The sequence below is a fragment of the Zymomonas mobilis subsp. pomaceae ATCC 29192 genome (assembly GCF_000218875.1).
GTDB classification, from domain to species: domain Bacteria; phylum Pseudomonadota; class Alphaproteobacteria; order Sphingomonadales; family Sphingomonadaceae; genus Zymomonas; species Zymomonas pomaceae.
Genome location: NC_015709.1, coordinates 539,327 through 563,467, shown reverse-complemented (window position 1 = coordinate 563,467; position 24,141 = coordinate 539,327). Strand labels below are relative to the sequence as shown.

The window sequence follows — 24,141 nt, the reverse complement described above, 5'->3', positions numbered from 1 at the left end:
TCTAATACACGAGAAAGACAGAATGGCTGAGAAGATCAGGATCACGCTTATTGACGGTTCGGAGCGCGAGGTTCTGCATGGCACTACCGCGGCACAGATCGCAGGGTCTATCTCTTCCACCCTTGCCAAAAAGGCCTTAGCTGCCCGTTTTGAGGGACAGCTGGTAGATCTTTCCCAGCCTCTTGAGGAAAGTGGCTCCTTAGAGATTATTACGGTTGAAGACGAAGCTGCTGCTTTGGAATTGGTGCGTCATGATTATGCCCATGTGTTAGCCGAAGCGGTACAGAATCTGTTCCCCGGCACGCAAATCACGTTTGGCCCTATTACTGAAGATGGCTTTTATTATGATTTTGCGCCAAAAGATCGTCCTTTTACTGAAGAAGATTTGCCCGTTATTGAAGCGGAAATGCGGCGCATTATTGCCCGTAATGAACCGCTGTTACGCGAAGTTTGGGAACGCGACGATTTAATTGCGCTTTGGACAAAACAGGGTGAAAGCTTCAAGGCGGAATGGGCGAAAGAATTACCGGAAGGGCAAGCCTTAACAACTTATCGTGCTGGTGAATGGCTTGATATGTGTCGTGGACCTCATTTACCCTCGACGGGTAAGCTTGATCCCAAAGCGTTTAAACTGACGCGCGTTTCTGGTGCCTATTGGCGTGGCGATCAGAATAACGCGATGTTGAGTCGGATTTATGGTACGGGTTGGTTAAATGCCAAGCAGCTTAAAGCTCATCTTGAACGATTAGAAGAAGCAGCCAAACGCGATCATCGCCGTATCGGACAAGAAATGGATTTATTCCATCTTCAACCAGAAGCGCAAGGATCCGTTTTCTGGCATCCGCATGGTTATACTATATGGTTACAATTAGAGGCCTATATCCGTCGTCGCTTACAAGGGGCAGATTATAAAGAAGTAAAAACCCCCCAATTAATGGATGCTTCTTTATGGGAAGCGTCTGGCCATTGGGGCAAATTCCGAGAAAACATGTTTGTTGTGCCGGATGAAGTGCCGGGCACCGATCCTGATAAGCCCGTCTTGTCGGGTAAAGGCAATCTGATGGCTTTAAAGCCGATGAGTTGTCCTGCTCATATTCTGCTTTTCAAGCAAGGTATCCGTTCCTATCGGGAATTACCGTTACGTATGGCAGAATTTGGTTGCTGTCATCGTAATGAAGCTCATGGCGCTTTACATGGTTTGATGCGGGTGCGTCAGTTAACGCAAGATGATGCCCATATTTTTTGCACAGCAGAACAAATCGTTTCTGAAACCAAAGCTTTTGTCAGTTTATTGGATGCTGTTTATCGCGATCTCGGTTTTGAGAAATATGCGGTTAAACTATCCTTGCGTCCTGAATTGCGGGCTGGGGATGATACGCTTTGGGACAATGCAGAAAACGGGTTGCGATCAGCGTTAGAGCAAGTCGGTATCATTGATTATGAAGAATTACCGGGCGAAGGTGCCTTTTATGGCCCGAAACTCGAATTCCATTTAACGGATGCGATTGGTCGGACATGGCAATGTGGTACTTTACAGCTTGATTATGTCTTACCGGAACGGCTGGATGCCAGCTATGTAGCCGAAGATGGAAGTCGCAAACGGCCTATAATGTTACATCGGGCGATCATCGGGACATTTGAACGCTTTATCGGTATTCTTATTGAACATCATGCGGGACGTTTCCCATTATGGTTAGCGCCTGTGCAAGCTGTTGTGGCCACAATTGTTTCAGAGGCTGATAGCTATGCAGAAGCCGTCGTTGCCAAAATGAAGGCGGCAGGCCTTCGTGTCACCTCCGATCTTCGGAATGAGAAGATTAATTATAAGGTGCGCGAACATAGTCTTGCCAAGGTGCCGAATATTTTAGTGGTCGGCAAACGTGAAGCCGAAGAAGGTAAAGTGGCCATCCGTCGCCTAGGTAGTCGTGATCAGAGCATCGTTACGGTAGAAGAAGCGATTAAAACGTTGACTGCTGAGGCGCTTGCCCCTGATTTAAAATAGAATCTGATTTCTGTCAGATAGGATTTATCAGAATGTCTGCACCCTTTGCATCCTTGTCCCGTCCTCAAGATATTATCGATTATGAAGGAATAGATCGGGAAATTGCCTTTCTAAAGAAGGCTGCAGGGAAGGATATTTACGCCGAGCGTTCCGCGATCTGCCGTTTATTAAAAACGGCGGTCGTCGATGGCCGTGCCGCTATTGCTGAGCGCTTAGCCCAAAAACCCCGACAAGGGCGATTAACAGCTTTAAGTTATGCCTATCTGACAGATCAGATTATCAAACTGGCTTTTCACTGGTTAGTGGATGATTCAGAAAAAGCCGAAAATCTGGTTTTAATGGCGGTCGGGGGATATGGGCGCGGTGAAATGGCGCTTCATTCTGATGTTGATCTTGCCTTTTTATCAGCACGCGTGCCGAATAAAAAACAAAAAAGCCTCATTGAATCGCTGATATCGCTTTTGTGGGATTTAGGTTTACGGGTCAGCCAATCTCATCGTAGCCTTGGCGATCTGGTTAAAATGGCCAAAAAAGATATAACAATTCGTACCGCCGTTTTGGAAGGGCGTTATCTGGTCGGTGACCATAGTCTTTTTGAAGAAGCCTCTTCTCGTTTTATCAAAAAAGTTGTCGCAGGCTCTGGCCGTGCCTTTGTCGCCGCCAAATTACAAGAATGGGATACCCGTCATCATACCCGTGGGGATAGTCGTTATCTGGTCGAACCGCATTTAAAAGAAGGTAAGGGGGGATTAAGAGACCTACAAAGTCTGTTTTGGATAGCGAAATATCTTTATCTGGAGGAAGAGGCCAAACATAATCATCTGTCTGTTCCTATTCTTAATGATTACGCGCTTATCAAGGCAGATTTAATTCCCAGCCATGAAGCCAAACGCTTTCGACGGTGTGAAAATTTTTTATGGGCTGTACGGTGCCACCTTCATATTCTGGTTAACCGACCTGAAGAACGATTGAATTTTGATGTTCAGCGTAATTTAGCAGAAAGAATGGGCTATCAAGCAAAAGGAGGAAAATCAGCTGTCGAGCGCTTTATGCATCACTATTTTTTAGTGACTAAAATGGTGGGAAATCTGGCGGCCCTCTTTATCGATGCCTTAAAAGAAAATCATTATTTAAAAACACGCCTATGGGGGTCTTCTTCAGCCCGAGAAATAGAAGGTTTTTCAGTTGAGCAAGGGCAAATTATCGTCACGGATGACGATTTTTTCAGACAAAATCCCTCAAAATTAATAATACTCTTCACCGTTGCCCATCGCCATAAACTCGGCATTCATCCTTTGACCATGCGTCAAGCTGGCCGTGATGCCATTTTAATTGATGAAGAATTACGAAATAACCCAGAATGTAATGCTGCCTTTACGGCTATTTTTGCGTCTTCCCGTAATCCGGCCCCTATTTTAAAGGCTATGAATAATACCGGGGTATTAGGCCGTTTTATTCCTGATTTTGGTCGGATTGTCGCCCAAATGCAGTTCGACATGTATCATCATTATACCGTGGACGAACATGCTATTCGCGCTATTGATTTGCTGGCCCGTGTTGAACAAGGCGAAATGGCAGAAGATTATCCCTTAGGCGTAACACTTTTTAAGCAGATTGATGCCCATCGTGCGTTATGTATTGCCGTATTTCTTCATGATATTGCCAAGGGTCGTAACGGTGATCATTCCTTATTGGGGGCTGAAATTGCAAATCGTCTTTGTCCGCGTTTAGGGTTAACACCCGCTGAGACGGAATTGGTCGTATGGCTGATCAAAAATCACTTACTTATGTCCCATACCGCCTTCCAGCGCGATTTAGCAGACGTTAAAACTATTACAGATTTTTCTAATGAAGTAAAAAGCCCCGAAAGACTTCGGTTATTATTTCTGCTGACATTGGCTGATATTACAGCCGTAGGGCCTAATGTCTGGAATAGTTGGAAAAATCAGCTTCTGACAGCTTTATTTGATGCCTGTTCTCAGTGTTTACAACAAGGTCCGATGCGAGGGGGTAGTGAACGGCAGGAGCGAATAGAAAATCAACAAAAACATGTTCGTGAAATATTGGAATGGAATAATCAAGATTCAGAGTATTTATTGAAACGTCTGCCGGATGATTATTGGTTTTCAGAACGATCTGATGTTATTGTTGAAAATATCCGACAAATGGCTGCCACGGATAAGGCTCAAAAATCGATTTCAGTCAAAGGCAAAGAAATGCCTGCCTATGACGCTACTATGATTAGCCTTTATGCAATTGATCACCCCGGTTTCTTTTATCGTATTGCGGGCGCTATTCATGCCACCGGTGGCACTATTCTTGATGCGCGTATTCATACCACGCGGGATGGAATGGCCATGGATAATCTTTTGGTGCAACACACGCAGGGCGGCATCATTAAAACAGGCGAGCATTTAAATCGTATGATGCAAGCTATTGAAGATGCCGCAACTAGTCATATTCGTACCAGTAATAAATTAGCGGCCCTTCGCCCGCCGTTATTTTGGCGAGGGGATGCTTTTCATGTTGAGCCATCCGTTTTTATTGACAATCAAGCTTCAGATCGTTTTACAGTCATCGAAGTTAATGCCCAAGATCGTCCTGCCTTATTGCATGATCTTGGCTGTGCATTATTCAATGCGCGATTAACGATCAGTTCAGCGCATATCGCCACTTATGGTGAGCGTGCTGTTGATGTCTTTTATGTATCCGACCTTTTGGCCCATAAGATAACCAACCAAAATCGATTAAAAGCTATCGAAAAACGCCTATTGGCTGCTGCAGAGCGGGCTAATTCTAAATGAAATGATTTTTTATATAAAAATCATAAATTTATAAAGTTTGTTACATAAAAATAACAATCTGAAAAAAATATAGGTGGTATTTTCGAAAGATAGTTGGAATAAAGGCCGGAAAATATAAGAATGATTATCAGATCGTAAATATATTTTTACAAGGCTGTCATAATTTGAAACACAAAATAAATTATAATTATAGGGGTGGCCAATCTGAAATGTCGTCTTTGGTTAATGATAGCCACTGCCTTTTAAATTTACGTGTAAAGCATTTTTCAAAAAAATGCCGAAAATGGTTGTTAGCTGGCTTTATTACATTTCCTTTTTTACCTACCCCCGTTTTGGCGCAAGCCGCTCAACAAAATGACAGCGTTTCGATCGAGACTCTTGAACAAGAAATTCAGCATATTGAACAGGCTCAGGCCGCTTTACAGCGTGATTTGCAAGCCGTGCGCCAACAATTGGCTGTCAAAAAGCAGGGAACGACCCAAGCGTTAGCCCAAAATCAAAATAATGGGGCTGAGGGGATAATTTCCAATAAGTCAGCGGTTACAGCGTCTACGGCTACTGAAAAGACCGTAGCCCAAAAAACCCATGAAGAACTAGCGCGCGTTACACCTCCGGCTTCTTCTATGGTTGCGTCTTTACCGGATGAGGGTCATTCTGAAAATAAGGCTTCTGTGGCGACTTTGGCCACAGCGGATTCCTTATCCGAAAAGCATCCAACGGATAATAATACCGCGAATACGGTGCCTAATACGCTTGATCTGATAATGAATCCTTTCCAAAATCAGACGGATAAAAATGGCATGGCTTCATTAGCCGGTATGCCTTCTGATCAGACGCCTTCTTCAGGAAATCATAGTGCGAATGGTTCCTTAATCATAGCCGATGATGATATCGCTAAAGTAAGACAAAGTGAAAATGGTGAAGTCGAGGTCTTTAAACACACGGATGTGCCGACCGAAGCTATTATTGCCCGTCACTCGCGGGATATAATTGCGATGTCCGCCAATAACGGGGTTGGCCCTCATCCAAGAGAAAGTGCGGGTGCGCAGATTTCGGGTGCATTGGGTGACCATGGGATTTTCAATTTAGGTCCCATGACCTTTGTTCTTGGTGGCTTTATCGATGCTTCGGGTGTAGCCGCCGATCGCCATGTCGCCTCAGGTACCTTTAATTTCTGGCAGGCAATGCCTTACCGAAATAATCCTGATTATCATCTCAATAATATGGAAGCGAGCGCTCGCTACACGCGGCTTTCTTTATTAGTGAGAGGCAATATTTCTCAAAACTCTACTATTTCCGGTTTTGTTGAAACCGATTTTGGGGCAGGTGGGGCGACAACTGACCCTTACGAAAGTAACAGTTATGTTATGCGCCTCAGACAAGCCTATCTTGCTTATGATAATACCCGCTATAATTTCCATGTCTTAGGCGGTCAGGCATGGAGTCTTGCAACGCCTAATCGTGTCGGCATTATTCCTCGTCAGGAAAGTGTCGCCGAAACGATTGAATCTTCCATGCTGGCAGGGCAAACTTGGGCAAGACAGTGGCAGGTTCGCCTGGCTAAAGACTGGTTTAATCATCGATTCTGGGCGGCATTATCGGTAGAAAATCCTGCTACGCTTTATGATACAACCGGATTTACGGATAGTGATGGCAAAATAGTCCTCCCCAATGGTTCGACTTCTACAATCACATCGACTGGTACGGGTTTGACACAGCCTTCGCCTTATTCATCCGAGCTTGCGCCCGATGTTATCGGTAAATTGGCATGGGATCCGGCTTGGGGCCATTATGAAATTGTGGGTATCATGCATATGCCTCATGATCGTGTAACAGCGGCTGATGGCACAGGTCACAACTATTCTTCACTGACCGGCGGTGGTGGGGGTTCCATGGTGCTGCCGATTGTGCCTAAAAAGGTGGAATTGCGCTTAGCCGGTATGGTCGGGAAAGGTATCGGGCGTTATGGTTCTGTCCTGTTGCCTGATGCCACAATTGATGCAGAGGGCCGTCCTGTTCCGATTTGGAGCCTACAAGCAACAGCCGGTATTATGGGGCATGTGACGCCTCGTATCGATCTTTATGGTTATTATGGTATTCAAGAAGCGGGTCGGGCGTATTTTACCGCTAATGGTATAGCTTATGGATATGGTAATCCGCTTTATGATAATTCTGGCTGTAGCAAAGAGCTTTCCAGCGCTTGTGTCGGCAGTACAAAGCGGGTCAGCGAAGCTACTATCGGTGGTTGGTGGCGTTTCTTAAAAGGGCATTACGGGACAGTGCAAGCCGGTGTTCAGCTAGCCTATTCTACGCGTGAGGGCTGGCAAGGTGTTGGTGGTTCACCTACAACGCATATGAGTGAATTTTTCTTCAGTTTGCGCTATTTGCCCTTCCAGTAGTATTTTTAATTCGGAAAATCTGATTTTTGAGTGCCCATTATCTTGGCTGCTTCTGGGTTAAAATGACCGCATAATACGTCTAGATTGTTCGCCTCATTTTCGCTTTTCTGTGTAAGTACATCAATTAAGGCCTTCAAAGGGGAAGGCCTTTTCCTCAAGAATTGCCTTTTCTCTTCTAAGCAGGCGGTAACGCTCTTGTTCTGTGCAGTTTTCAATCGGTTTGATAACAAGCTATAAGAAGCTGACGGATTTTCCTGAGAAGAGATCGCTTTTTTCACAAAAATTAACGCCTTCTGTTCTATATTATCGCTCTATTCCATTTTTTATGGGTAGTAATGCGCTTAAAGCCCAATATTTACGCTTCTGATATATCACAGCGACTAGTATAAACGAGATTTTAATGCCTATTGATTTCCAGATTAACCGCCCCATGAATGAAGCGCGGATTGTCGTTGCGATGTCCGGCGGCGTGGATAGTTCTGTTGTTGCGGCTTTAGCTAAAGCAACCGGCGCTGAGACAATTGGTATCACGCTTCAGCTTTATGATCATGGTGCGGCCGTTGGACGAAAAGGCAGCTGTTGTGCCGGTAAAGATATTCGTGATGCCCGAGCAGTCGCTGAAAAAATCGGCATTGCCCATTATGTTTTTGATTACGAAAATAATTTTCAAGAAAGTGTTATCGACGATTTTGTATCTGAATATGCAGCGGGTCGCACCCCTATCCCCTGTGTTCGCTGTAATCAGGGCGTAAAGTTCACTGATCTTTTGAATGTGGCACGTGATCTTGGCGCCGATTGTTTGGCAACCGGCCATTATGTTCGTCGTCTATCGAATACGGGCAAAACAGAAATGCATCGGGCTTTAGATCCTGCACGGGATCAAAGCTATTTTCTTTTTGCTACCACAAAAGAACAACTAGACTATCTCCGTTTTCCTTTAGGGGGATTACCTAAACCCAAAGTGCGCGAAATGGCTGCGGAATTGGGTCTTTCGGTGGCGATGAAAGCGGATAGTCAGGATATTTGTTTTGTTCCTGATGGTGATTATGCGCGCGTTGTTGAAGAAAGGTGCCCTGATGCCGGAAAAGGCGGTGATATTGTTGATATCTCGGGGAATGTTTTAGGACAGCATCACGGTCTTATTCATTTTACAGTCGGGCAACGGCGAGGGCTTGAAATCGGGGGGCAAAGCGAGCCCCTTTACGTTGTCCGCTTGGAACCGGAAACAAGGCAATTAATTGTTGGCCCCCGACGGGCGCTGGCTGTGGATCAAGCTTTTATTAAAGATGTTAATTGGTTGGCAGAAGATTTCGATCAGATCATACAAGTAAAAATTCGTTCAGCCGCGAAACCGGTTGCGGCTCGTTTCGATGGGGAAAAGGTTACATTTCTACAGCCCGAATATGGTGTTTCCCCGGGACAGGCGGCTGTCTTTTACGATGGTGACCGCGTATTAGGCGGTGGATGGATTACCGAAACAGTGCCTGCCAAATTTGAAAATCCTGAATAAATCTGGCGAATATTCTTGGGAAAGCAACGATAAGAAAATTTTACCCTGTCAGACCACTTACCGTTGCCAAACCTAAAAAGGTTAAAAACCCCATGGAATCCGTCGTCATAGTTACAAAAATAGATGAGGCAACAGCCGGATCTGCCTTTGCCCGGTGAAAAGTTAATGGCACTAATACACCTGCTAAACCGCCAATAATGATGTTGCCCATCATGGCGGTGGCGATAACTTCTGTCAGTAAAATATTATGAAAGACAAGCCAGGTTCCGATTCCAAGAACAATAGCGACTGAAATACCATTTAAGAAGGCAATACGCATTTCACGGATAATAGAACGCACAGAATTGGAACTGGTCAACTGATTGGTGGCAAGCGCCCGCACAGTTACGGCCATAGTTTGCGATCCGGCATTGCCGCCTACACCTGCGACAATCGGCATTAAAGTTGCCAATTCTACCATATGGGCAATGGTGCCTTCAAAAAAACCAATGATAGTTGAAGCGACTAACGCCGTGCCCAAATTGGTAATCAACCAACGTACACGGCTTTTGTAACTGTCAAAAACCGGCTCGTTGATGTCGCCATCACCAGCCCCTGACATTTTTAGAATATCTTCATCGGCTTCTTCCCGAATAATATGAATAATATCATCAACCGTAATCATACCGACGAGACGGCCAGATTCGTCGATAACTGCTGCAGAAATCAAACCATATTTTTGGAATCGAAGTGCGACTTCTTCTTGATCCATTGTGACAGGAATGAGGGTTTGTTCCGGTTGCATAATATCAGAAATTAAGACGTGGCGAGGTGTTCTTAAAATCCATGATAGCTTGCAAGTACCAATGGGCCGATGGGATGGATCGACGACAAAAATTTCCCAAAAGTCAGTCGTTAAATCATCATTTTGTCGAAGATAATGAATGACGTCCCCAACTGTCATTTTTTCATGCACAGCGATTAGATTCCGCTGCATTAAGCGGCCAGCAGATTCCAGAGGAAAGGAGAGCGCGCGTTCAATAGCTAACCGATCATCGGATGCCATTAACTGCAAGGTTTCCTGCTGTTTCTGGGGATCTAATTCACTGATGATAACAACGGCATCATCTAAATCAAGCTGGGCAACAATATTCGCTATTTCTTGAGGCGTAAGAGCCTTTAACAGATCCTCCCGCACCCATTCATTCATTTCGGAAATAACCTCACCACTCATCAAATCAGTAATGGCGGCGGCTAAAGGACGGCGGATCTCAACGGGCGCTTGGGCAAATAATTCTGCAATATCCGCAGGGTGGAGTGGTGCCACTAAGGCATAAACGGTTTCATTGTCGCCCGCTTCAACGCAGGATACGATTTGACGGACGAATTCATTAGCCAAGCGGCTTTCTTCTTCAGGCGTATTCGGCAAATTTTGCCATTCATCCACCTTATTCTCATCAGTTTTTTCGGGCCAGGTCTCTGTTCCCTGATGATTAATGCCTGTATCAGAGTCATTAACAGTATTCTTTTTCATATCCGTTCCCTCCTCTTCGGATACTGTCCCACTTGAATACGCCCCGTATTCATTATTTTTTGTGATGAGATATCAGAAATCCGTCCTTTCCCAGATGTATGAGAGAAGATGGCCTCTATCATATTATGTCAAAAGGGAAAAACGCTGGCATCTATAGCAGTAACCGCCTAGTTAAACAGTCTTGTAATTTTTCGACTAAGGAGGCCTTGTTGTGGCTGATGATCCCGATAATCTTTTAATCCTGACGTTGGATGACGGTGATGTCACTATTCGTCTCCGTCCAGACCTCGCCCCTAAACATGTGGAACGCATCAAAGAACTGACTCGTGAAGGTTTTTATGATGGCGTTGTGTTTCATCGTGTCATTCCGGGATTTATGGCCCAAGGGGGCGACCCAACCGGAACCGGCATGTCTGGTTCTGAAAAACCTGATCTTCAGGCTGAATTTTCTGATGCAAAGCATGTAAGAGGCGTGTGCTCTATGGCACGTACTTCATATCCGCATTCTGCAAACAGTCAGTTTTTTATCTGTTTTGATGACGCAACCTTCCTTGACCGCCAATATAGCGTTTGGGGTGAGGTAATCGACGGTATGGAACATATCGACGCTTTACCCAAGGGTGAGCCACCTGTAAAACCGGGTAAAATCAAAAAAGCAAAGATTGCATCTGATAAATAGCACCCTATCGATTCGGCTGATTAATCTATCCTATTTATTCGGAGAAGGTGGATTGATCAGCCATTCGTGAAATAACCGGACAGGCCGACGGCTTAACGAAGATCGGCGACAGGCAAACCAATAACTATAGGGGCTGTCAACGTCGGTATTAAATAATGGTTTTAAAAGTTGACGATAGTTATCCGTGTAATGACAATCCAGCAAACAGGCAATGCCCATACCGTTTGCGGCCGCATCCAGCATCAACTGCCCCGAATCGAAAAAATCTATAGCCGCAGGTTCTAACTTGGGCATGCCTATCGCCTCTCGCCATGTGGTAAAATTATCAGGCATTTCGCGATGTAAAAATAACGTCTGATGGGCGAGATCTTCGGGCTTTTCTAAAATTTTATTGCCTTCTGTGGACGAAGTGGAAACAAAAAGCATAATTTTATTAAGGCCTAACCGATAAGAATAAAAAGCCGGATCCATTTCCCGCGCGAGGGCAATAGCTACGTCCAGACCTTCCCCCAAACGGGATAAAGCGTGGGGGGCTGTATCAATATCGATGTGAAGTTCTGGATGATAGGCGCGTAAATTAGCCATCCTCTTCATTAAATTTTGAGAAGAAGCATAAAGCGGAGAAACCCCCAATCGTAAGCGCAATAACTCATGACCACCACTTGTCGAAATTTCAACGGCTTCGGCCAAAATATCCAAAGCAGGCCCAAGACGATTATAAAGCGTTTCCCCATCACCATTAAGCCGCATAGCCTGATGCTGTCTGTCAAAAAGACGTCGATTAACAAATCGTTCTAACTGTTGAATCCGCCGACTTAAAGCCGGAGATGATAAGGCTAGTTCTTCTGCTGCCGCCTTGATCGAACCTAGTCTTGCGACCTGCACAAAAGCCTCAATAGCGATTAAAGGCGGTAACCTTCGCATAGTCATTCCTCTCGTTATTTTTTGTTCTTTTTAGTGCTTTAAAATATCCTTTTAACGCCTGATATGCCCCGAAGCTTTCATTTTGTGCATGTCTAGCGGTATCATTGGAATTTTAACCTTGTTATAATTGCAAAAAATGCAACTGCACTGTTTTTTTTAGCAATTGCAGAATCTATTTGAAACGCCCATTAAGATTAGGCCTTTCAGGCATCCTCTCCTAATACTGTGGTCGACCTTTTGGTCGACCTTTTTTTTTATGACAACGGTGACAATAGTTTTTGTTCTCAATTTTAATTGAAAAATATCTTCTGTTTTTGATCTAACGCCGAAAAAAAGCGCGCTATTCTGGCTATTTTCATCCGAAATGAAAAAATCTTTAGTGATATTTAGTAGATTTAGTCTCGTTTTCTGCGAATAATTAATCGCAACGCTTGCCTTGACATGATGATTTATGCGAACCAAAGGCCTTCGCGGGCACTTCCTGCCCCAGATATTTGATGAGTTGTGGAGTAGCGATGACAGGATCTTCCGCAGATGATACCTTGAAACAGGCTCATAATAAGCAAACACAGATGCATGAATCCGGCCCTTTATCGATGTTTTTTCAAGGCTTTCTGAAGCATCCGGTGATGGTGGGATCTATTATTCCGTCATCGCAAAAACTGATTAACCGGATGCTATCAAAAACCGACTGGCAGAATACCAAGCTGTTTGTTGAATATGGGCCCGGGGTTGGTACTTTCTGTGGCCCCGTTTTAAACCGGATGGCCCCTGATGCCACCTTGATTGCCATAGATACTAATCCCGATTTTATCGCTTATTTAAAACGGACGATTCGGGACCCCCGCTTTATACCGGTTAATGGGTCAGCCGCTGATGTCCAAAAAATCATTGCGGAACATGGTTTTGATCATGCCGATTTCATCTTGTCCGGTTTGCCTTTTTCGACCTTACCTGAAGGCGTTGGAACCATCATCGCCCGAGAAACGGGCGCGGCTTTACGACCGGGCGGTGCTTTTTTAGTTTACCAGTTTTCGCCTAAGGTAAAAAACTTTCTTGATCCTGTTTTCCCCAATATTGACCACGAAATGGAATGGATCAATATTCCGCCTGCCCAGCTTTATTGGGCATGGAAGTAATAAAAATAATTTTTTCGAGATTTTTTGGTCCCTTTAAAATTATGTGCTGTCCTGATTAATGCCCTGATTTTATCAGGGCATTCGGGCCAAAACGGCATCCGCAACAAAAGGGTTATGTGCGCGTTCCGCACCAAAAGTAGAAGGGCGTCCATGACCGGGAATGAACGCAGTTTCATTACCCATTGGCCATAATTTTTCAGTGATAGAAGTAATTAAAGCTTGGGGATCACCGCCCGGGAAGTCGCTACGACCAATAGAATCTTTAAATAACACATCCCCAACTATGGACAAACGCGAAGGGGCGTGATGAAAAACCACATGTCCCGGTGTATGTCCCGGACAATGACGGGTTATAATAATCTGGTTTCCAAGATCAATTTTATCTAGGTCGTTTAACCAACTATTCGGTATAAAGCTTTCTGCCTCAAATCCATATTGTTGAGCATTTTCAGGAATCTGGTCAATCCAGAACTGGTCTGCCTTATGAGGGCCGATAATAGGAATATTCAAGGTTCGACTTAGAACCGCAGCAGCCCCACAATGATCAAAATGACCATGGGTGATTAAAATTTTTTCGACGCTTACCCCATATTTTGCGATAGAGTCGAGAATAAGGGGTAAATCCCCACCCGGATCAATAATCGCACCGACTTTTGTTTCATGGCACCAAATCAAACTACAATTTTGTCGTAGAGGTGTTACCGGTATAATGGTCGCTCGTAATGGCGGTTTTTCGAAAGAAGAAAGGGAAGGCATGACCATAATCACCCACAAAAAAGCCAGATTTATACCTTTTAAAGGCACTCTTTTGATAGTGCAACGGATTAACTGGAAAGCCCATTATGTAGAAATTCTTCAAACACTCTATAGAAATTTGTTACTTAACGTCTGAAATTTTACGTTGCATATCAGACATAAATCGGCTGTAAAACAGCAGCAACGACGCATTAACTTTTTTGCCTGTTTGGTTGGATTAAAATAGTCGATCAAACAAGGATTCGTATCAACGATCTGGAACACCGCTTATGCTCGCGCTGGTACGCATTGCCCTACGTCGCCCCTATACCTTTATTGTTATGGCGGTAATGATTCTGATCGTCGGTGTCTTATCTGCTTTTAAAACGCCTACTGACATCTTCCCGGATATTAAAATTCCGATTGTCGCCGTTATTTGGCAATTTCAGGGTATGTCCCCTGATGATATTCAAAGTCGTATCAATACACCTTATCAACGGTCCATGACGACGGTCGTTAACAATATCGATCATCTGGAAGCCATGGCGATTGCCAATTTTGGTATTGTTAAAATTTTCTTTCAACCCGGAACAGACATCCGATTGGCTAATGCTCAAATTACCGCAAGCGCCCAAACGGTTCTTCGATCCTTACCCCGTGGGATTAATCCACCTTTAATTTTGAATTATAGTGCCTCGACGGTTCCTATTTTACAGCTTTCCGTGCATGGTAAAGGCTTAACCGAACAGCAGTTAAATGATCTTAGCTTTAATGCAGTACGGGCAGGGCTTATCACTGTCCCGGGATCAGCTATCCCTTATCCTTGGGGGGGACGCGTACGTCAGATTCAATTTGACGTCGATCCTCATGCCTTACAGTCAAAGGGTTTAACCGCCGAAGATGTTTCCAATACTATCGCACAACAAACTCAGATTACACCGGCCGGTTTTGCCAAAATCGGGCCTTATCAATATAATGTGCGTTTGAATAATGTTCCCGGATCAACGGAACAGCTTAATCATCTCCCGATAAAAACTATCAACGGGGCGACCGTTTACATTAGTGATGTCGCCCATGTCCGTGATGGTTCTGCACCGCAAACTAACGTGGTGCATGTTGACGGGGCGCGCTCGGTTCTTCTGACCGTTTATAAAAACGGGTCTGCCTCTACGGTTTCGGTTGCTGCCGGTATTTTAGCTAAAATACCAAGTCTACTTGTCGGTTTACCCAGCAGCCTGCGTGTCGAAGCCCTGACTAATCAGGCTATCTTTGTGAAATAAGCTATTTCAGGCGTAGCAAGAGAAGCCGCTATAGCCGCTGTCTTAACCAGTCTTATGATCATGTTATTTTTGGGATCATGGCGTTCAACGGTTATTATCGCGATTTCTATTCCATTGGCTATTATGGCAGCGCTTGGTTTGCTATCGGCTTTTGGTCAAACCCTTAATATTATGACTTTAGGGGGATTAGCGCTCGCTGTCGGTATTTTGGTGGATGACGGAACAGTCACTATCGAAAATATCAACTGGCATCTAGAACATGGTAAAGACGTTATTCCTGCTATTATTGATGGCGCGATGCAAATTGCAACGCCTGCGCTGGTTTCAACGCTTTGTATTTGTATTGCCTTTGTTCCGATGTTCTTTTTACCGGGTATTGCGGGCTTCTTATTTGCCCCGATGGGTATGTCGGTTATCTTTGCTATGTTGGCTTCTTTCTTGCTATCACGGACGCTTGTCCCAACTCTAGCAATGTATTTATTAAAGCCGATTCCCCACAAGGGTGATCCGGAAAATACACCTAGATCTTCTAATTTTTTTGTACGATTTCAACAGGGTTTTGAACATCACTTTGAAAAGATGCGGCTGGGTTATGTCCATCTTTTAGAAAAAGCTTTGCGGTTAGGCTGGCTGTTTATTATCGCCTTTTATGCCTTTGTTATTTTGTCCTTTACTCTATCCCCATTTTTAGGGCGAAATTTTTTCCCTTCAATCGATTCAGGTTCTATCACGCTGCATGTCAGAGCGCCGATCGGCACGCGTATTGAAGAAACTTCAGCTATTTTTGCCCGTATCGAAAGCCGGATTCGTACCATTATTCCGGCGGATCAGTTGCGCTCGGTTGTTGATAATATCGGTATTTCTTCGAGTGCTATCAATACAACCTATGACGCAACGGGTTCTATCGGTATGCAAGACGGAAATATCATGATCAGCCTTACGGAAGATCATGCACCTTCGGATATATATATCAAGCGATTGCGGGAAATATTGCCGCATGAATATCCCGAAGAAACCTTTGCTTTCTTACCCGCAGATATCGTTTCCCAGATTTTAAATTTTGGTTCGCCTTCTCCCATTGATATTCAGGTAACGGGCCGCAATCCTGAGGATGACGAGGCTTATGCTCGTATCTTGTTAAGAGAAGTGCGTAAAATTCCGGGACTGGTTGATAGCCGTATTCAGCAATCTTCAGCTTATCCCGAATTTACAGTCAAAATTGATCGTTCTCGTATCGCCCAGTTGGGGTTGAAGGAACAAGATGTCACGAACAGCCTTGGAACATCCCTTGCGGGTTCTTCACAGTTAGCTCCTGTTTTTTGGGTCGATCCTAAAAACGGGGTTTCTTATCCTGTTGTCGCCCAAACGCCTGAATATATGGTCGATAGTCTGCCCCATCTTAGCAATGTGCCTATTTCTGGGCAGGCAATGTATTCCCCTGAACCGCAAATATTGGGAGCCTTGGGACCCATTATCCGAACCCATAGTAGCGCGGTTACCTCTCAATATAACTTGGCCTCTTTATTTGAAATTTATGGGGCTATTCAGGGCCGTGACCTCGGGGCGGTTACGAATGATATTCTGAAGGTTTTCCAAAAAATGGAAAAACAAAAACCCTTAGGCGTAACCGTAACGTTGCGGGGGCAATATCAAACCATGAATACCGCATTTAAAGGAATGGGTTTTGGTCTTTTAGGCGCCATTGTTCTGATCTATCTTTTGATTGTTATTAATTTCCAATCATGGCTTGATCCGTTTATCGTCATTGCGGCGTTACCCGGTGCTTTGGCAGGCATCGTTTGGATGCTCTTTGTTACAAAGACGCCTTTATCTGTGCCGGCCTTAACAGGGGCGATTATGTGCATGGGGGTTGCCACTTCTAACTCTGTTCTGGTTATCAGTTTTTGCCGTGAAAAGATGGAAGAGGGTTTTAGCTCTGCACAGGCGGCGCTTGAAGCCGGTGCCACTCGTATCAGGCCGGTCTTAATGACGGCGCTTGCTATGATTATTGGTATGCTTCCTATGGCATTAGGTTTAGGCGATGGAGGCGAGCAGAATGCGCCTTTGGGGCGTGCTGTTGTAGGTGGCTTGATTATTGCGACCACCGCGTCTTTACTCTTTGTGCCTTCTCTTTTTTCTTTGATGCATCGTAAAGATCCCAAGATAAATCCGAATTTTCCTGAACATGCCGACCCGTCGGAAGACGACCGTCCGGATACTAAAAAAGGGCCTGATAAAGGCGATGGTACCAATGGAGAAGTCTATGCATGATACGCAGGACGCAAAGGCCCAGCACAAAAATCATGAAAAGCAAGAAAATCATAGATTAAAATGGGTTGGTATTATTACCCTTTGTGTGCTTGTGGGTGTAGCAGGCTATGGAATTTACAGTCGCTATCAGACCGAGCATACCGTTAAAAAATGGACAGAAAACGAGGCTATTCCGAGTGTCGCTGTTATATCACCGACCGAGGCCCCCGGAACCAGCACCCTGACTTTGCCCGGACGGGTAAATGCATGGTATCAGGCACCTGTTTATGCCCGTACCAGTGGATATCTTAAAATCTGGTACACAGATATTGGAGCCTCCGTTAAAACAGGCCAGATATTGGGTTTAATCGACGCGCCTGATCTCGATCAGCAATATGCCGCAGCAAAAGCCAGTTTGGCGACCGCAGCGGCGCAGCGGGCTCTAGCGCAAACGACTTCGGATCGTTGGCAAAAGCTGATTGCAGAAGATGCTGTTTCCCAACAAGAAGCCGATGAGAAAAAGGCTAATTATGCGGCACGGGTTGCTATGGAACATGAGGCATCGGCTGAAGTTGATCGGCTGCGTGCTTTAATTGGTTTTAAGCAGCTTGTCGCTCCGTTCGATGGGGTCGTCACAGGACGTGCAACTGATATTGGGGCCTTGATTATCGGGGGTACCTCAAACGCTAATAATGCTCAGCAACCCCTTTTTACGGTTTCTGATATTCATAAGATGCGTGTTTATGTCAATGTGCCTCAGGCTTATGCCGCACAAATCAAGCCCGGCATCACGGCAGTTTTACATTTACCGGAATATCCAGACCGGACTTTTCATGCCACTTATGTTGATACTAACCATGCGGTAACGCCTGCCAGCGGAACAATGTTAGTTCAAATGGCGGCAGAGAATGCGGATCATGCTTTGAAACCCGGTTCTTATACACAGGTTGAATTCACCTTACCCACACCGTCTAATATTGTGCGTGTTCCCGCCAGTGCTGTTTTATTCCGTCAGGAAGGTATGACAGTGGCTACTATTGATGCGCAAAATCATGTCCATCTGCATATCATTAAGATTACACGCGATCTCGGTCGCCAGATTGAATTGGCAGGAGGCATATCGCGTAGCGATCGTGTGATTGATAGTCCTATGGATGACATTGCTGAAAACGATCTTGTCCGGCCTGATTCTAAATCTGATGGGGCCGCCCATGATAAATAGAGAGACCTTTTTGGGAGTGGCGTTGCCTAAGGCTATGAAAACTTCTAAAAATCGGTGCAGCCCTATATTGAAAAAACTATCGTCTTTTTCTTTAATCGGCACCGTTCTTTTAGGCGGATTCATGTCAGGCTGCTCTTTTGCACCGCCCTATCATACGCCGACGGCTAATGACATTAAAGACATGCCGATTACGTTTAAAGAGGGCGGGGCTTGGACTTCGGCACAGCCGGCAGATGCCTTACCACGGGGCACATGGTGGCGTATATTTAATGATGATCGACTGAATGATCTTGAAGACCGTATTGAAAAAAATAGTCCAGAATTGGCGGAATCTTTAGCCCATTATCAACGCGCACAGGCCTATGTGAAGGAATCCCGTGCCGGTTTATTTCCCTCAATCAGTATAGACAGCAGTATTACAAGACAACGGGTCTTTAGATATCCCGGTAGTACCCATAGCCCTTATATTTATAATCCTGCTATTGCGGGTGGCAGTATCAGTTACGAAGTCGATGTTTGGGGTCGCATTCGTAATATGATCAAGGCAGGTAAAGCGATGGCTCAGGCCAGTGCTGCCGATATGGGATCAGTTCGGCTCAGTTTGCAAGCTGAGTTAGCCGATGACTATATGCGATTAAGGGGCTTGGATGCACAAGCGGCCTTATATCGTGAGACTGTGGCTGCTTATATGCGCGCTTTGCAGTTAACTGTTGCTCGACATGATGGCGGGGCAGTTTCTGGGGTCGATGTTGAGCGTGCGCGCATGCAGCTTTCTTCGGCACGGGCAGAGCTTTCCCAAGTAATGTCAAGCCGTGCCTTGATGGAACATGCAATTGCGGCGTTAATTGGTGAACAACCCAGCAATTTTTCAATTGATCCCGTTGATCAAATTAATAGTCCCCCTGTCATACCTGTTTCCGTTCCTTCGCAGCTTTTAGAAAGGCGGCCAGACATTGCATCCGCAGAACGGAGTATGGCAGCCGCTAATGCTGCTATCGGTTCTGCTCGCGCTGCGTTTTTTCCTACTATTTCTTTATCAGCCGATGGCGGATCCAATTCTGCGGCCTCTAATTTATTATCTGCCCCTTCTGGTTTTTGGGCTTTGGGGCCTGCTATGGGGGTTTTACCTCTATTTCAGGGTGGCCGTCGTCGCGCCAGAGTAAAAGAGGCTCGGGCTGATTTTGATGCGGCAGCAGCGGCTTATCGGAATACCGTCTTGAAAGCTTTTCAGGATGTTGAAGATCAGCTGGCATTAGCTAATTGGTTAGCTAATGCGCATACCGATCAGGAATATGCTGTTACGGCGGCAAGGCGTGCGAATAACCTTGCGACTATTCGTTACAAAGAAGGGGCTGCCAATTATCTGGAAGTCGTGATCGCCCAAACGGCTGAATTGCAAAATCGCCGTGAGGCTATTGTTATTCAAACACAGCGCTTACAAGCTGGAGTCGGCTTGATCCGTTCTTTTGGGGGAGGATGGAAATCTTCTTAGATAAATTATATAGTAAATTTAAGTAATATATTATTATATAAATATATAATTTTTATACGAAAATATAGTCTAAAACAAATCACCTCCTATCTTGCCAATTACAATAGGTATAATTTTTAAGATAAGATTTGTTTTTTTATGCGGAACTTGATGCTGTTGTTTTTATAACAGCATCATCATTTAGGAATGGGCGCGTTCGACTTTTATGCGACAAAATCAGCTTGATGGTCTGGTCGCTTTTGTCTGTGTAGCCAGACTGGCGAATTTTTCTTCTGCGGCACAACGTCTTGGGGTTTCTCCCTCAGCCGTCAGCCAATCTATTCGAGCCTTAGAGCATCGATTAGGGGTGATGCTCTTCCACCGAACGACCCGAAGTGTGCATTTGACAGATGCCGGTGCCCGCTTTTTAGCAAGGGTTCAACCGGCAGTAGATGAACTTATCAGCGCTTCTACTGATGTTGGGGATGATGGTGGGCCGCCTTCGGGTCTCTTGCGTCTTATTATGCCCCGCGCAGGTTATCTTCTGGCATTACGGCCTTTACTACGGGATTTTCTGGAAACCTATCCTGAAATGAAAATGGAAATCGCCATCGATAACACGATGATTGATTTATCCAGTCATGGTTTTGATGCGGGTATTCGTTTTGGTGGTTTCGTCGAAAAAGATGTAACCAGCGTTAGCATTGGCCCTTCTATGATGTGGTCTGTAGTCGCTTCACCTGAATATATTGCGAAACGGGGCATAGCGCGTCATCCACGCGACTTATTAACCCATGAGTGCATTAAATTCCGGCGAACATCGGGTGAGATTATCCAGCGTTGGAATTTTACCAATAAAAATGAAAATTTGATGATCAATATTGATGGTCGTCTTATTCTCGGTGATTTGGCGGTTATGGTTCAGGCTGCTTTGGATGGGTTAGGCGTGATCTATACGGTGAATGGGTACGTCGAACGTTTTATTGAAGAAGGGCGATTAGTACGCATGTTAGAAGATTGGAGCCCGCCTACTTCAGGGCTTGTACTCTATTATCCTGCACGGCCTCGTATATCACGTAAACTGAAAGTTTTAATTGATTACCTTCATACCCATTCTAAATTTCCGCTTGATGAAACAAGCTCTCATGATTTCATGTTAGATCCGCTGAGCTAATCTAAAGATAGATAATTTTAGAATAACTTATATAAAAAAAGCCACCAGATATATCCTGGTGGCTTTTTAAATTTATGACTAATTATTTAGACAGCCAATGCTTTTTTCAAAAGCTCATTTACAACAGCGGGATTGGCCTTGCCTGCCATCGCACGCATAGTCTGGCCGACAAAGAAGCCAAACAGCTTGTCTTTACCGCCGCGGTATTGTTCAACTTTGTCCTGATTATCTTCCAGAATTTTGTTGATAACCGCTTCAATGGCCCCCGTATCGCTGTTCTGTTTTAAGCCCCGTTCTTCCACAATCTGGGCTGGATCTTGGCCATTTTCAAGCATGATCTCAAAGACTTGCTTAGCGAGACTACCTGACAGCGTACCATCAGCGACTAAACCGACCAGTTCAGCACCCTGTTTAGGGGAAACCGGACTATCTGTAATATCTCGACCCAGTCTTTTTAACGCACCGAATAAATCAGACGTGAGCCAATTGGCTGCCGCCGTTGCAATTTTTGCATCGGGCTGTTTAAAATATTCCAGCATCGATTCAAACCATGCGGCGGTTTCATGATCTGCTGTGATAACCGACGCTGTATAAGGCGTTAAATTTAGCTGCGTGATATAGCGCTGACGTTTGGTATCCGGTAATTCCGGCAAACTTTCGCGGCATTCATCAATGAAACTTTCTGTCAGTTCCAAAGGTAAAAGATCAGGATCAGGGAAGTAGCGATAGTCATGCGCATCTTCTTTTGAGCGCAATGACCGCGTCTCGCCCTTATCATGATCGAACAGCCGCGTTTCCTGAATGATTGTGCCCCCTTCTTCGATCACTTCGATCTGACGGCGGGCTTCATATTCAATCGCAGCTTGTACGAAACGTACTGAGTTTACATTTTTGATTTCACAACGCGTTCCGAACTCTTCACCAGCCTTGCGAACGGAAACATTGACATCAGCCCGCATCGAGCCTTCTTCCATATTTCCATCACAAGAACCAACATAGCGCAGAATTGCCCGTAATTTACGGATATAAGCACCTGCTTCTGCCGGAGACCGAATATCAGGTTTGGAAACAATTTCCATTAATGCAATGCCAGCGCGATTTAAATCTACATAGGATTTAGTCGGATGCTGATCATGCATCAATTTACCGGCATCCTGTTCAACATGGATGCGTTCAATGCCGATTTCGCGTTCTTCACCGTCGACATCAATCAGCAAACTGCCTTCACCAACGATGGGATGATAAAGTTGCGATATTTGATAACCTTGCGGCAAATCAGCGTAAAAATAGTTTTTACGATCAAATTTGGAAACACGGTTGATAACCGCTTTAATCGCAAGCCCCGTCCGAACAGCCTGACGGATACATTCGCGGTTAACAACGGGCAACATACCGGGCATCGCCGCATCAATCAGCGCTACCTGTGCATTAGGCTCTGCCCCAAAGGTTGTAGCCGCCCCTGAAAATAGCTTTGACTTAGAAATAACCTGTGCATGGACTTCTAGCCCAACGACAATTTCCCAACTGCCGGTCGCACCTTCAAGAATATATTTTTCCATCTTACCACCATTTCTCCGGCAGGCTGGTGAATCCGGCCCGTTCTTCTAAAGCGAGACCGGCATTTAAAACACCCTGTTCGTCTAAAGGCTTGCCGATCAATTGTAGACCAAGGGGTAAACCTTTTTCATTCAGACCAACAGGTACCGTCATTGCCGGTAAGCCTGCTAATGAAGCCGGAACGGTAAAGACGTCATTTAAATACATGGACAAAGGATCATCCTGTTTTTCACCCAAACCAAAAGCGGCCGTTGGCGTGGCAGGGGTCAACAAAAGATCACATTTTTGAAAAGCAGTTTCAAAATCACGAGCAATCAGCGCGCGGACTTTTTGGGCTTTAATATAATACGCATCATAAAAACCGGCAGATAGCACATAGGTGCCAATCATAATCCGACGTTTCACTTCATACCCGAAACCTGCCGCGCGGGTAGCTGAATACATATCAACAAGATTGCCATTTTCAGGCGTTACGCGTTCTCCGTAACGCACTCCATCATAACGGGCAAGATTGGAAGAAGCTTCTGCTGGAGCAATAATATAATAGGCAGACAAGGCATAATGAGTATGGGGCAGAGATACTTCTACAATCTTGGCACCGGCATCCTGCATCATTTTAATACCATGCTGCCAAAGCTTCTCGATTTCGTCGGCCATACCATCCACCCGATATTCTTTTGGAATACCAATGGTTTTACCTTTAAGATCGGAAGAAAGCAGTTTTTCCCAATCAGGAACGGCTACGTCGATTGAGGTAGAATCTTTGGGATCAAAACCCGCCATCACTTCTAGTAAAGCGGCACAGTCTTTCACCGAACGCGCCATGGGACCTGCCTGATCCAAAGAAGAAGCAAAGGCAATAACACCATAGCGGGAACAGCGACCATAAGTCGGCTTGATTCCGGCAATACCTGTAAAGGATGCTGGCTGACGAATAGAACCACCCGTATCGGTACCCGTTGCAGCAGGAATTAATCTGGCAGAAACCGCCGCCGCCGATCCACCCGATGATCCGCCGGGAGTAATATCGACGTTATCCCCTTTTCTTTTCCATGGCGAAATGACATTGCCAAAAGCGCTGGTTTCGTTGGATGATCCCATAGCGAACTGATCAAGATTCAGTTTGCCGATCATACCAGCTCCCGCAGAAAACAGCTTTTCAGTGATACTGGATTCATAAGGCGGAATGAAATTATCTAAAATTTTACTTGCGGCAGTGGTACGATAGCCATTTGTGCAAAACAAATCTTTAATACCCAAGGGCACACCCGATAACGGTTTTAATGTGCCAGCGACACGCGCTTTGTCAGCTTCATCCGCTTTTGCAAGGGCATGATCGGGGGTAAGGGTAATAAAGCTATTCAGCGATTTTCCTGCATCGGTCGCTGCAATGAAATTTTCAGCGACTTCTCGGGCAGAAAAATCGCCCTTTGCGATACCATCGCGTAATTCGGTAACACCGAGATCAGTAATATGGGCCAT

The 24,141-nt window shown here is 45.1% G+C and carries 15 protein-coding genes and 1 pseudogene; 10 read left to right on the top strand and 6 right to left on the bottom strand.

The annotated features are described in order from the left end of the window. The first annotated feature begins 22 nt into the window (after window positions 1-22). From thrS to ZYMOP_RS02465, 3 genes are all read left to right on the top strand, one after another. Window positions 23-2,002 (top strand): threonine--tRNA ligase, encoded by a 1,980-nt coding sequence (thrS, locus tag ZYMOP_RS02475; protein ID WP_013933784.1) that lies wholly within the window; start codon window positions 23-25, stop codon window positions 2,000-2,002. A 32-nt stretch (window positions 2,003-2,034) separates the two neighbouring features. Further along, window positions 2,035-4,806, top strand: coding sequence for a [protein-PII] uridylyltransferase (locus tag ZYMOP_RS02470; protein ID WP_013933783.1), 2,772 nt, complete (start codon window positions 2,035-2,037; stop codon window positions 4,804-4,806). 209 nt (window positions 4,807-5,015) lie between these two features. Next, window positions 5,016-7,205, top strand: a complete 2,190-nt coding sequence (locus tag ZYMOP_RS02465) for a hypothetical protein (protein ID WP_013933782.1) — start codon at window positions 5,016-5,018, stop codon at window positions 7,203-7,205. Between the two features lie 5 nt (window positions 7,206-7,210). Here the strand turns inward: ZYMOP_RS02465 and ZYMOP_RS02460 are convergent, their stop codons facing one another. After that, window positions 7,211-7,483, bottom strand: coding sequence for a hypothetical protein (locus tag ZYMOP_RS02460; RefSeq protein WP_049778860.1), 273 nt, complete (start codon window positions 7,481-7,483; stop codon window positions 7,211-7,213). A 122-nt stretch (window positions 7,484-7,605) separates the two neighbouring features. On the opposite strand from ZYMOP_RS02460, the gene mnmA reads away from it, so the two are divergent. Beyond that, window positions 7,606-8,715, top strand: a complete 1,110-nt coding sequence (gene mnmA / locus ZYMOP_RS02455; RefSeq protein ID WP_013933781.1) for a tRNA 2-thiouridine(34) synthase MnmA — start codon at window positions 7,606-7,608, stop codon at window positions 8,713-8,715. A 40-nt stretch (window positions 8,716-8,755) separates the two neighbouring features. Here the strand turns inward: mnmA and mgtE are convergent, their stop codons facing one another. Then, window positions 8,756-10,228 carry a magnesium transporter gene (gene mgtE / locus ZYMOP_RS02450; protein ID WP_013933780.1) on the bottom strand — a complete coding sequence of 491 codons (1,473 nt, stop codon included), beginning with the start codon at window positions 10,226-10,228 and terminating at the stop codon, window positions 8,756-8,758. A gap of 211 nt (window positions 10,229-10,439) precedes the next feature. Here mgtE and ZYMOP_RS02445 point away from each other — a divergent pair, with 211 nt between their 5' ends. Further along, entirely contained in the window at window positions 10,440-10,907 is a 468-nt protein-coding gene (locus ZYMOP_RS02445) for a peptidylprolyl isomerase (protein ID WP_013933779.1), read from the top strand. A 30-nt stretch (window positions 10,908-10,937) separates the two neighbouring features. Here ZYMOP_RS02445 and ZYMOP_RS02440 read toward each other — a convergent pair whose 3' ends face one another. Beyond that, the gene (locus ZYMOP_RS02440; RefSeq protein WP_013933778.1) at window positions 10,938-11,831 is read right to left on the bottom strand and encodes a LysR family transcriptional regulator; all 894 of its coding nucleotides are present in this window, start codon (window positions 11,829-11,831) and stop codon (window positions 10,938-10,940) included. A gap of 515 nt (window positions 11,832-12,346) precedes the next feature. Between ZYMOP_RS02440 and ZYMOP_RS02430 the strand changes: the two genes are divergently transcribed. Further along, the gene (locus ZYMOP_RS02430; protein WP_013933777.1) at window positions 12,347-12,970 is read left to right on the top strand and encodes a class I SAM-dependent methyltransferase; all 624 of its coding nucleotides are present in this window, start codon (window positions 12,347-12,349) and stop codon (window positions 12,968-12,970) included. Window positions 12,971-13,042: 72 nt separating this feature from the next. Here the strand turns inward: ZYMOP_RS02430 and ZYMOP_RS02425 are convergent, their stop codons facing one another. Then, a complete protein-coding gene (locus ZYMOP_RS02425) occupies window positions 13,043-13,726 on the bottom strand; it encodes an MBL fold metallo-hydrolase (protein WP_013933776.1) in 684 nt (227 codons plus the stop codon). Between the two features lie 269 nt (window positions 13,727-13,995). Here ZYMOP_RS02425 and ZYMOP_RS02420 point away from each other — a divergent pair. The 4 genes and pseudogenes from ZYMOP_RS02420 to ZYMOP_RS02405 all read left to right on the top strand — a co-directional run bounded on the left by ZYMOP_RS02420 (window position 13,996) and on the right by ZYMOP_RS02405 (window position 21,102). Further along, window positions 13,996-17,256 (top strand): annotated as a pseudogene (locus ZYMOP_RS02420) (efflux RND transporter permease subunit). Further along, complete coding sequence (locus tag ZYMOP_RS02415; protein WP_013933773.1) at window positions 17,249-18,457, top strand: efflux RND transporter periplasmic adaptor subunit; 1,209 nt, start codon at window positions 17,249-17,251, stop codon at window positions 18,455-18,457. The pseudogene ZYMOP_RS02420 and the gene ZYMOP_RS02415 overlap by 8 nt, the downstream one beginning before the upstream one ends. A 34-nt stretch (window positions 18,458-18,491) precedes the next feature. Beyond that, window positions 18,492-19,949 carry an efflux transporter outer membrane subunit gene (locus ZYMOP_RS02410; protein ID WP_013933772.1) on the top strand — a complete coding sequence of 486 codons (1,458 nt, stop codon included), beginning with the start codon at window positions 18,492-18,494 and terminating at the stop codon, window positions 19,947-19,949. 205 nt (window positions 19,950-20,154) lie between these two features. Beyond that, window positions 20,155-21,102 carry a LysR family transcriptional regulator gene (locus ZYMOP_RS02405; RefSeq protein WP_013933771.1) on the top strand — a complete coding sequence of 316 codons (948 nt, stop codon included), beginning with the start codon at window positions 20,155-20,157 and terminating at the stop codon, window positions 21,100-21,102. Window positions 21,103-21,188: 86 nt separating this feature from the next. Here ZYMOP_RS02405 and gatB read toward each other — a convergent pair whose 3' ends face one another. Both gatB and gatA read right to left on the bottom strand, forming a co-directional pair. Continuing rightward, window positions 21,189-22,661 (bottom strand): Asp-tRNA(Asn)/Glu-tRNA(Gln) amidotransferase subunit GatB, encoded by a 1,473-nt coding sequence (gene gatB / locus ZYMOP_RS02400; protein WP_013933770.1) that lies wholly within the window; start codon window positions 22,659-22,661, stop codon window positions 21,189-21,191. A gap of 1 nt (window position 22,662) precedes the next feature. Then, entirely contained in the window at window positions 22,663-24,141 is a 1,479-nt protein-coding gene (gene gatA / locus ZYMOP_RS02395) for an Asp-tRNA(Asn)/Glu-tRNA(Gln) amidotransferase subunit GatA (protein ID WP_013933769.1), read from the bottom strand.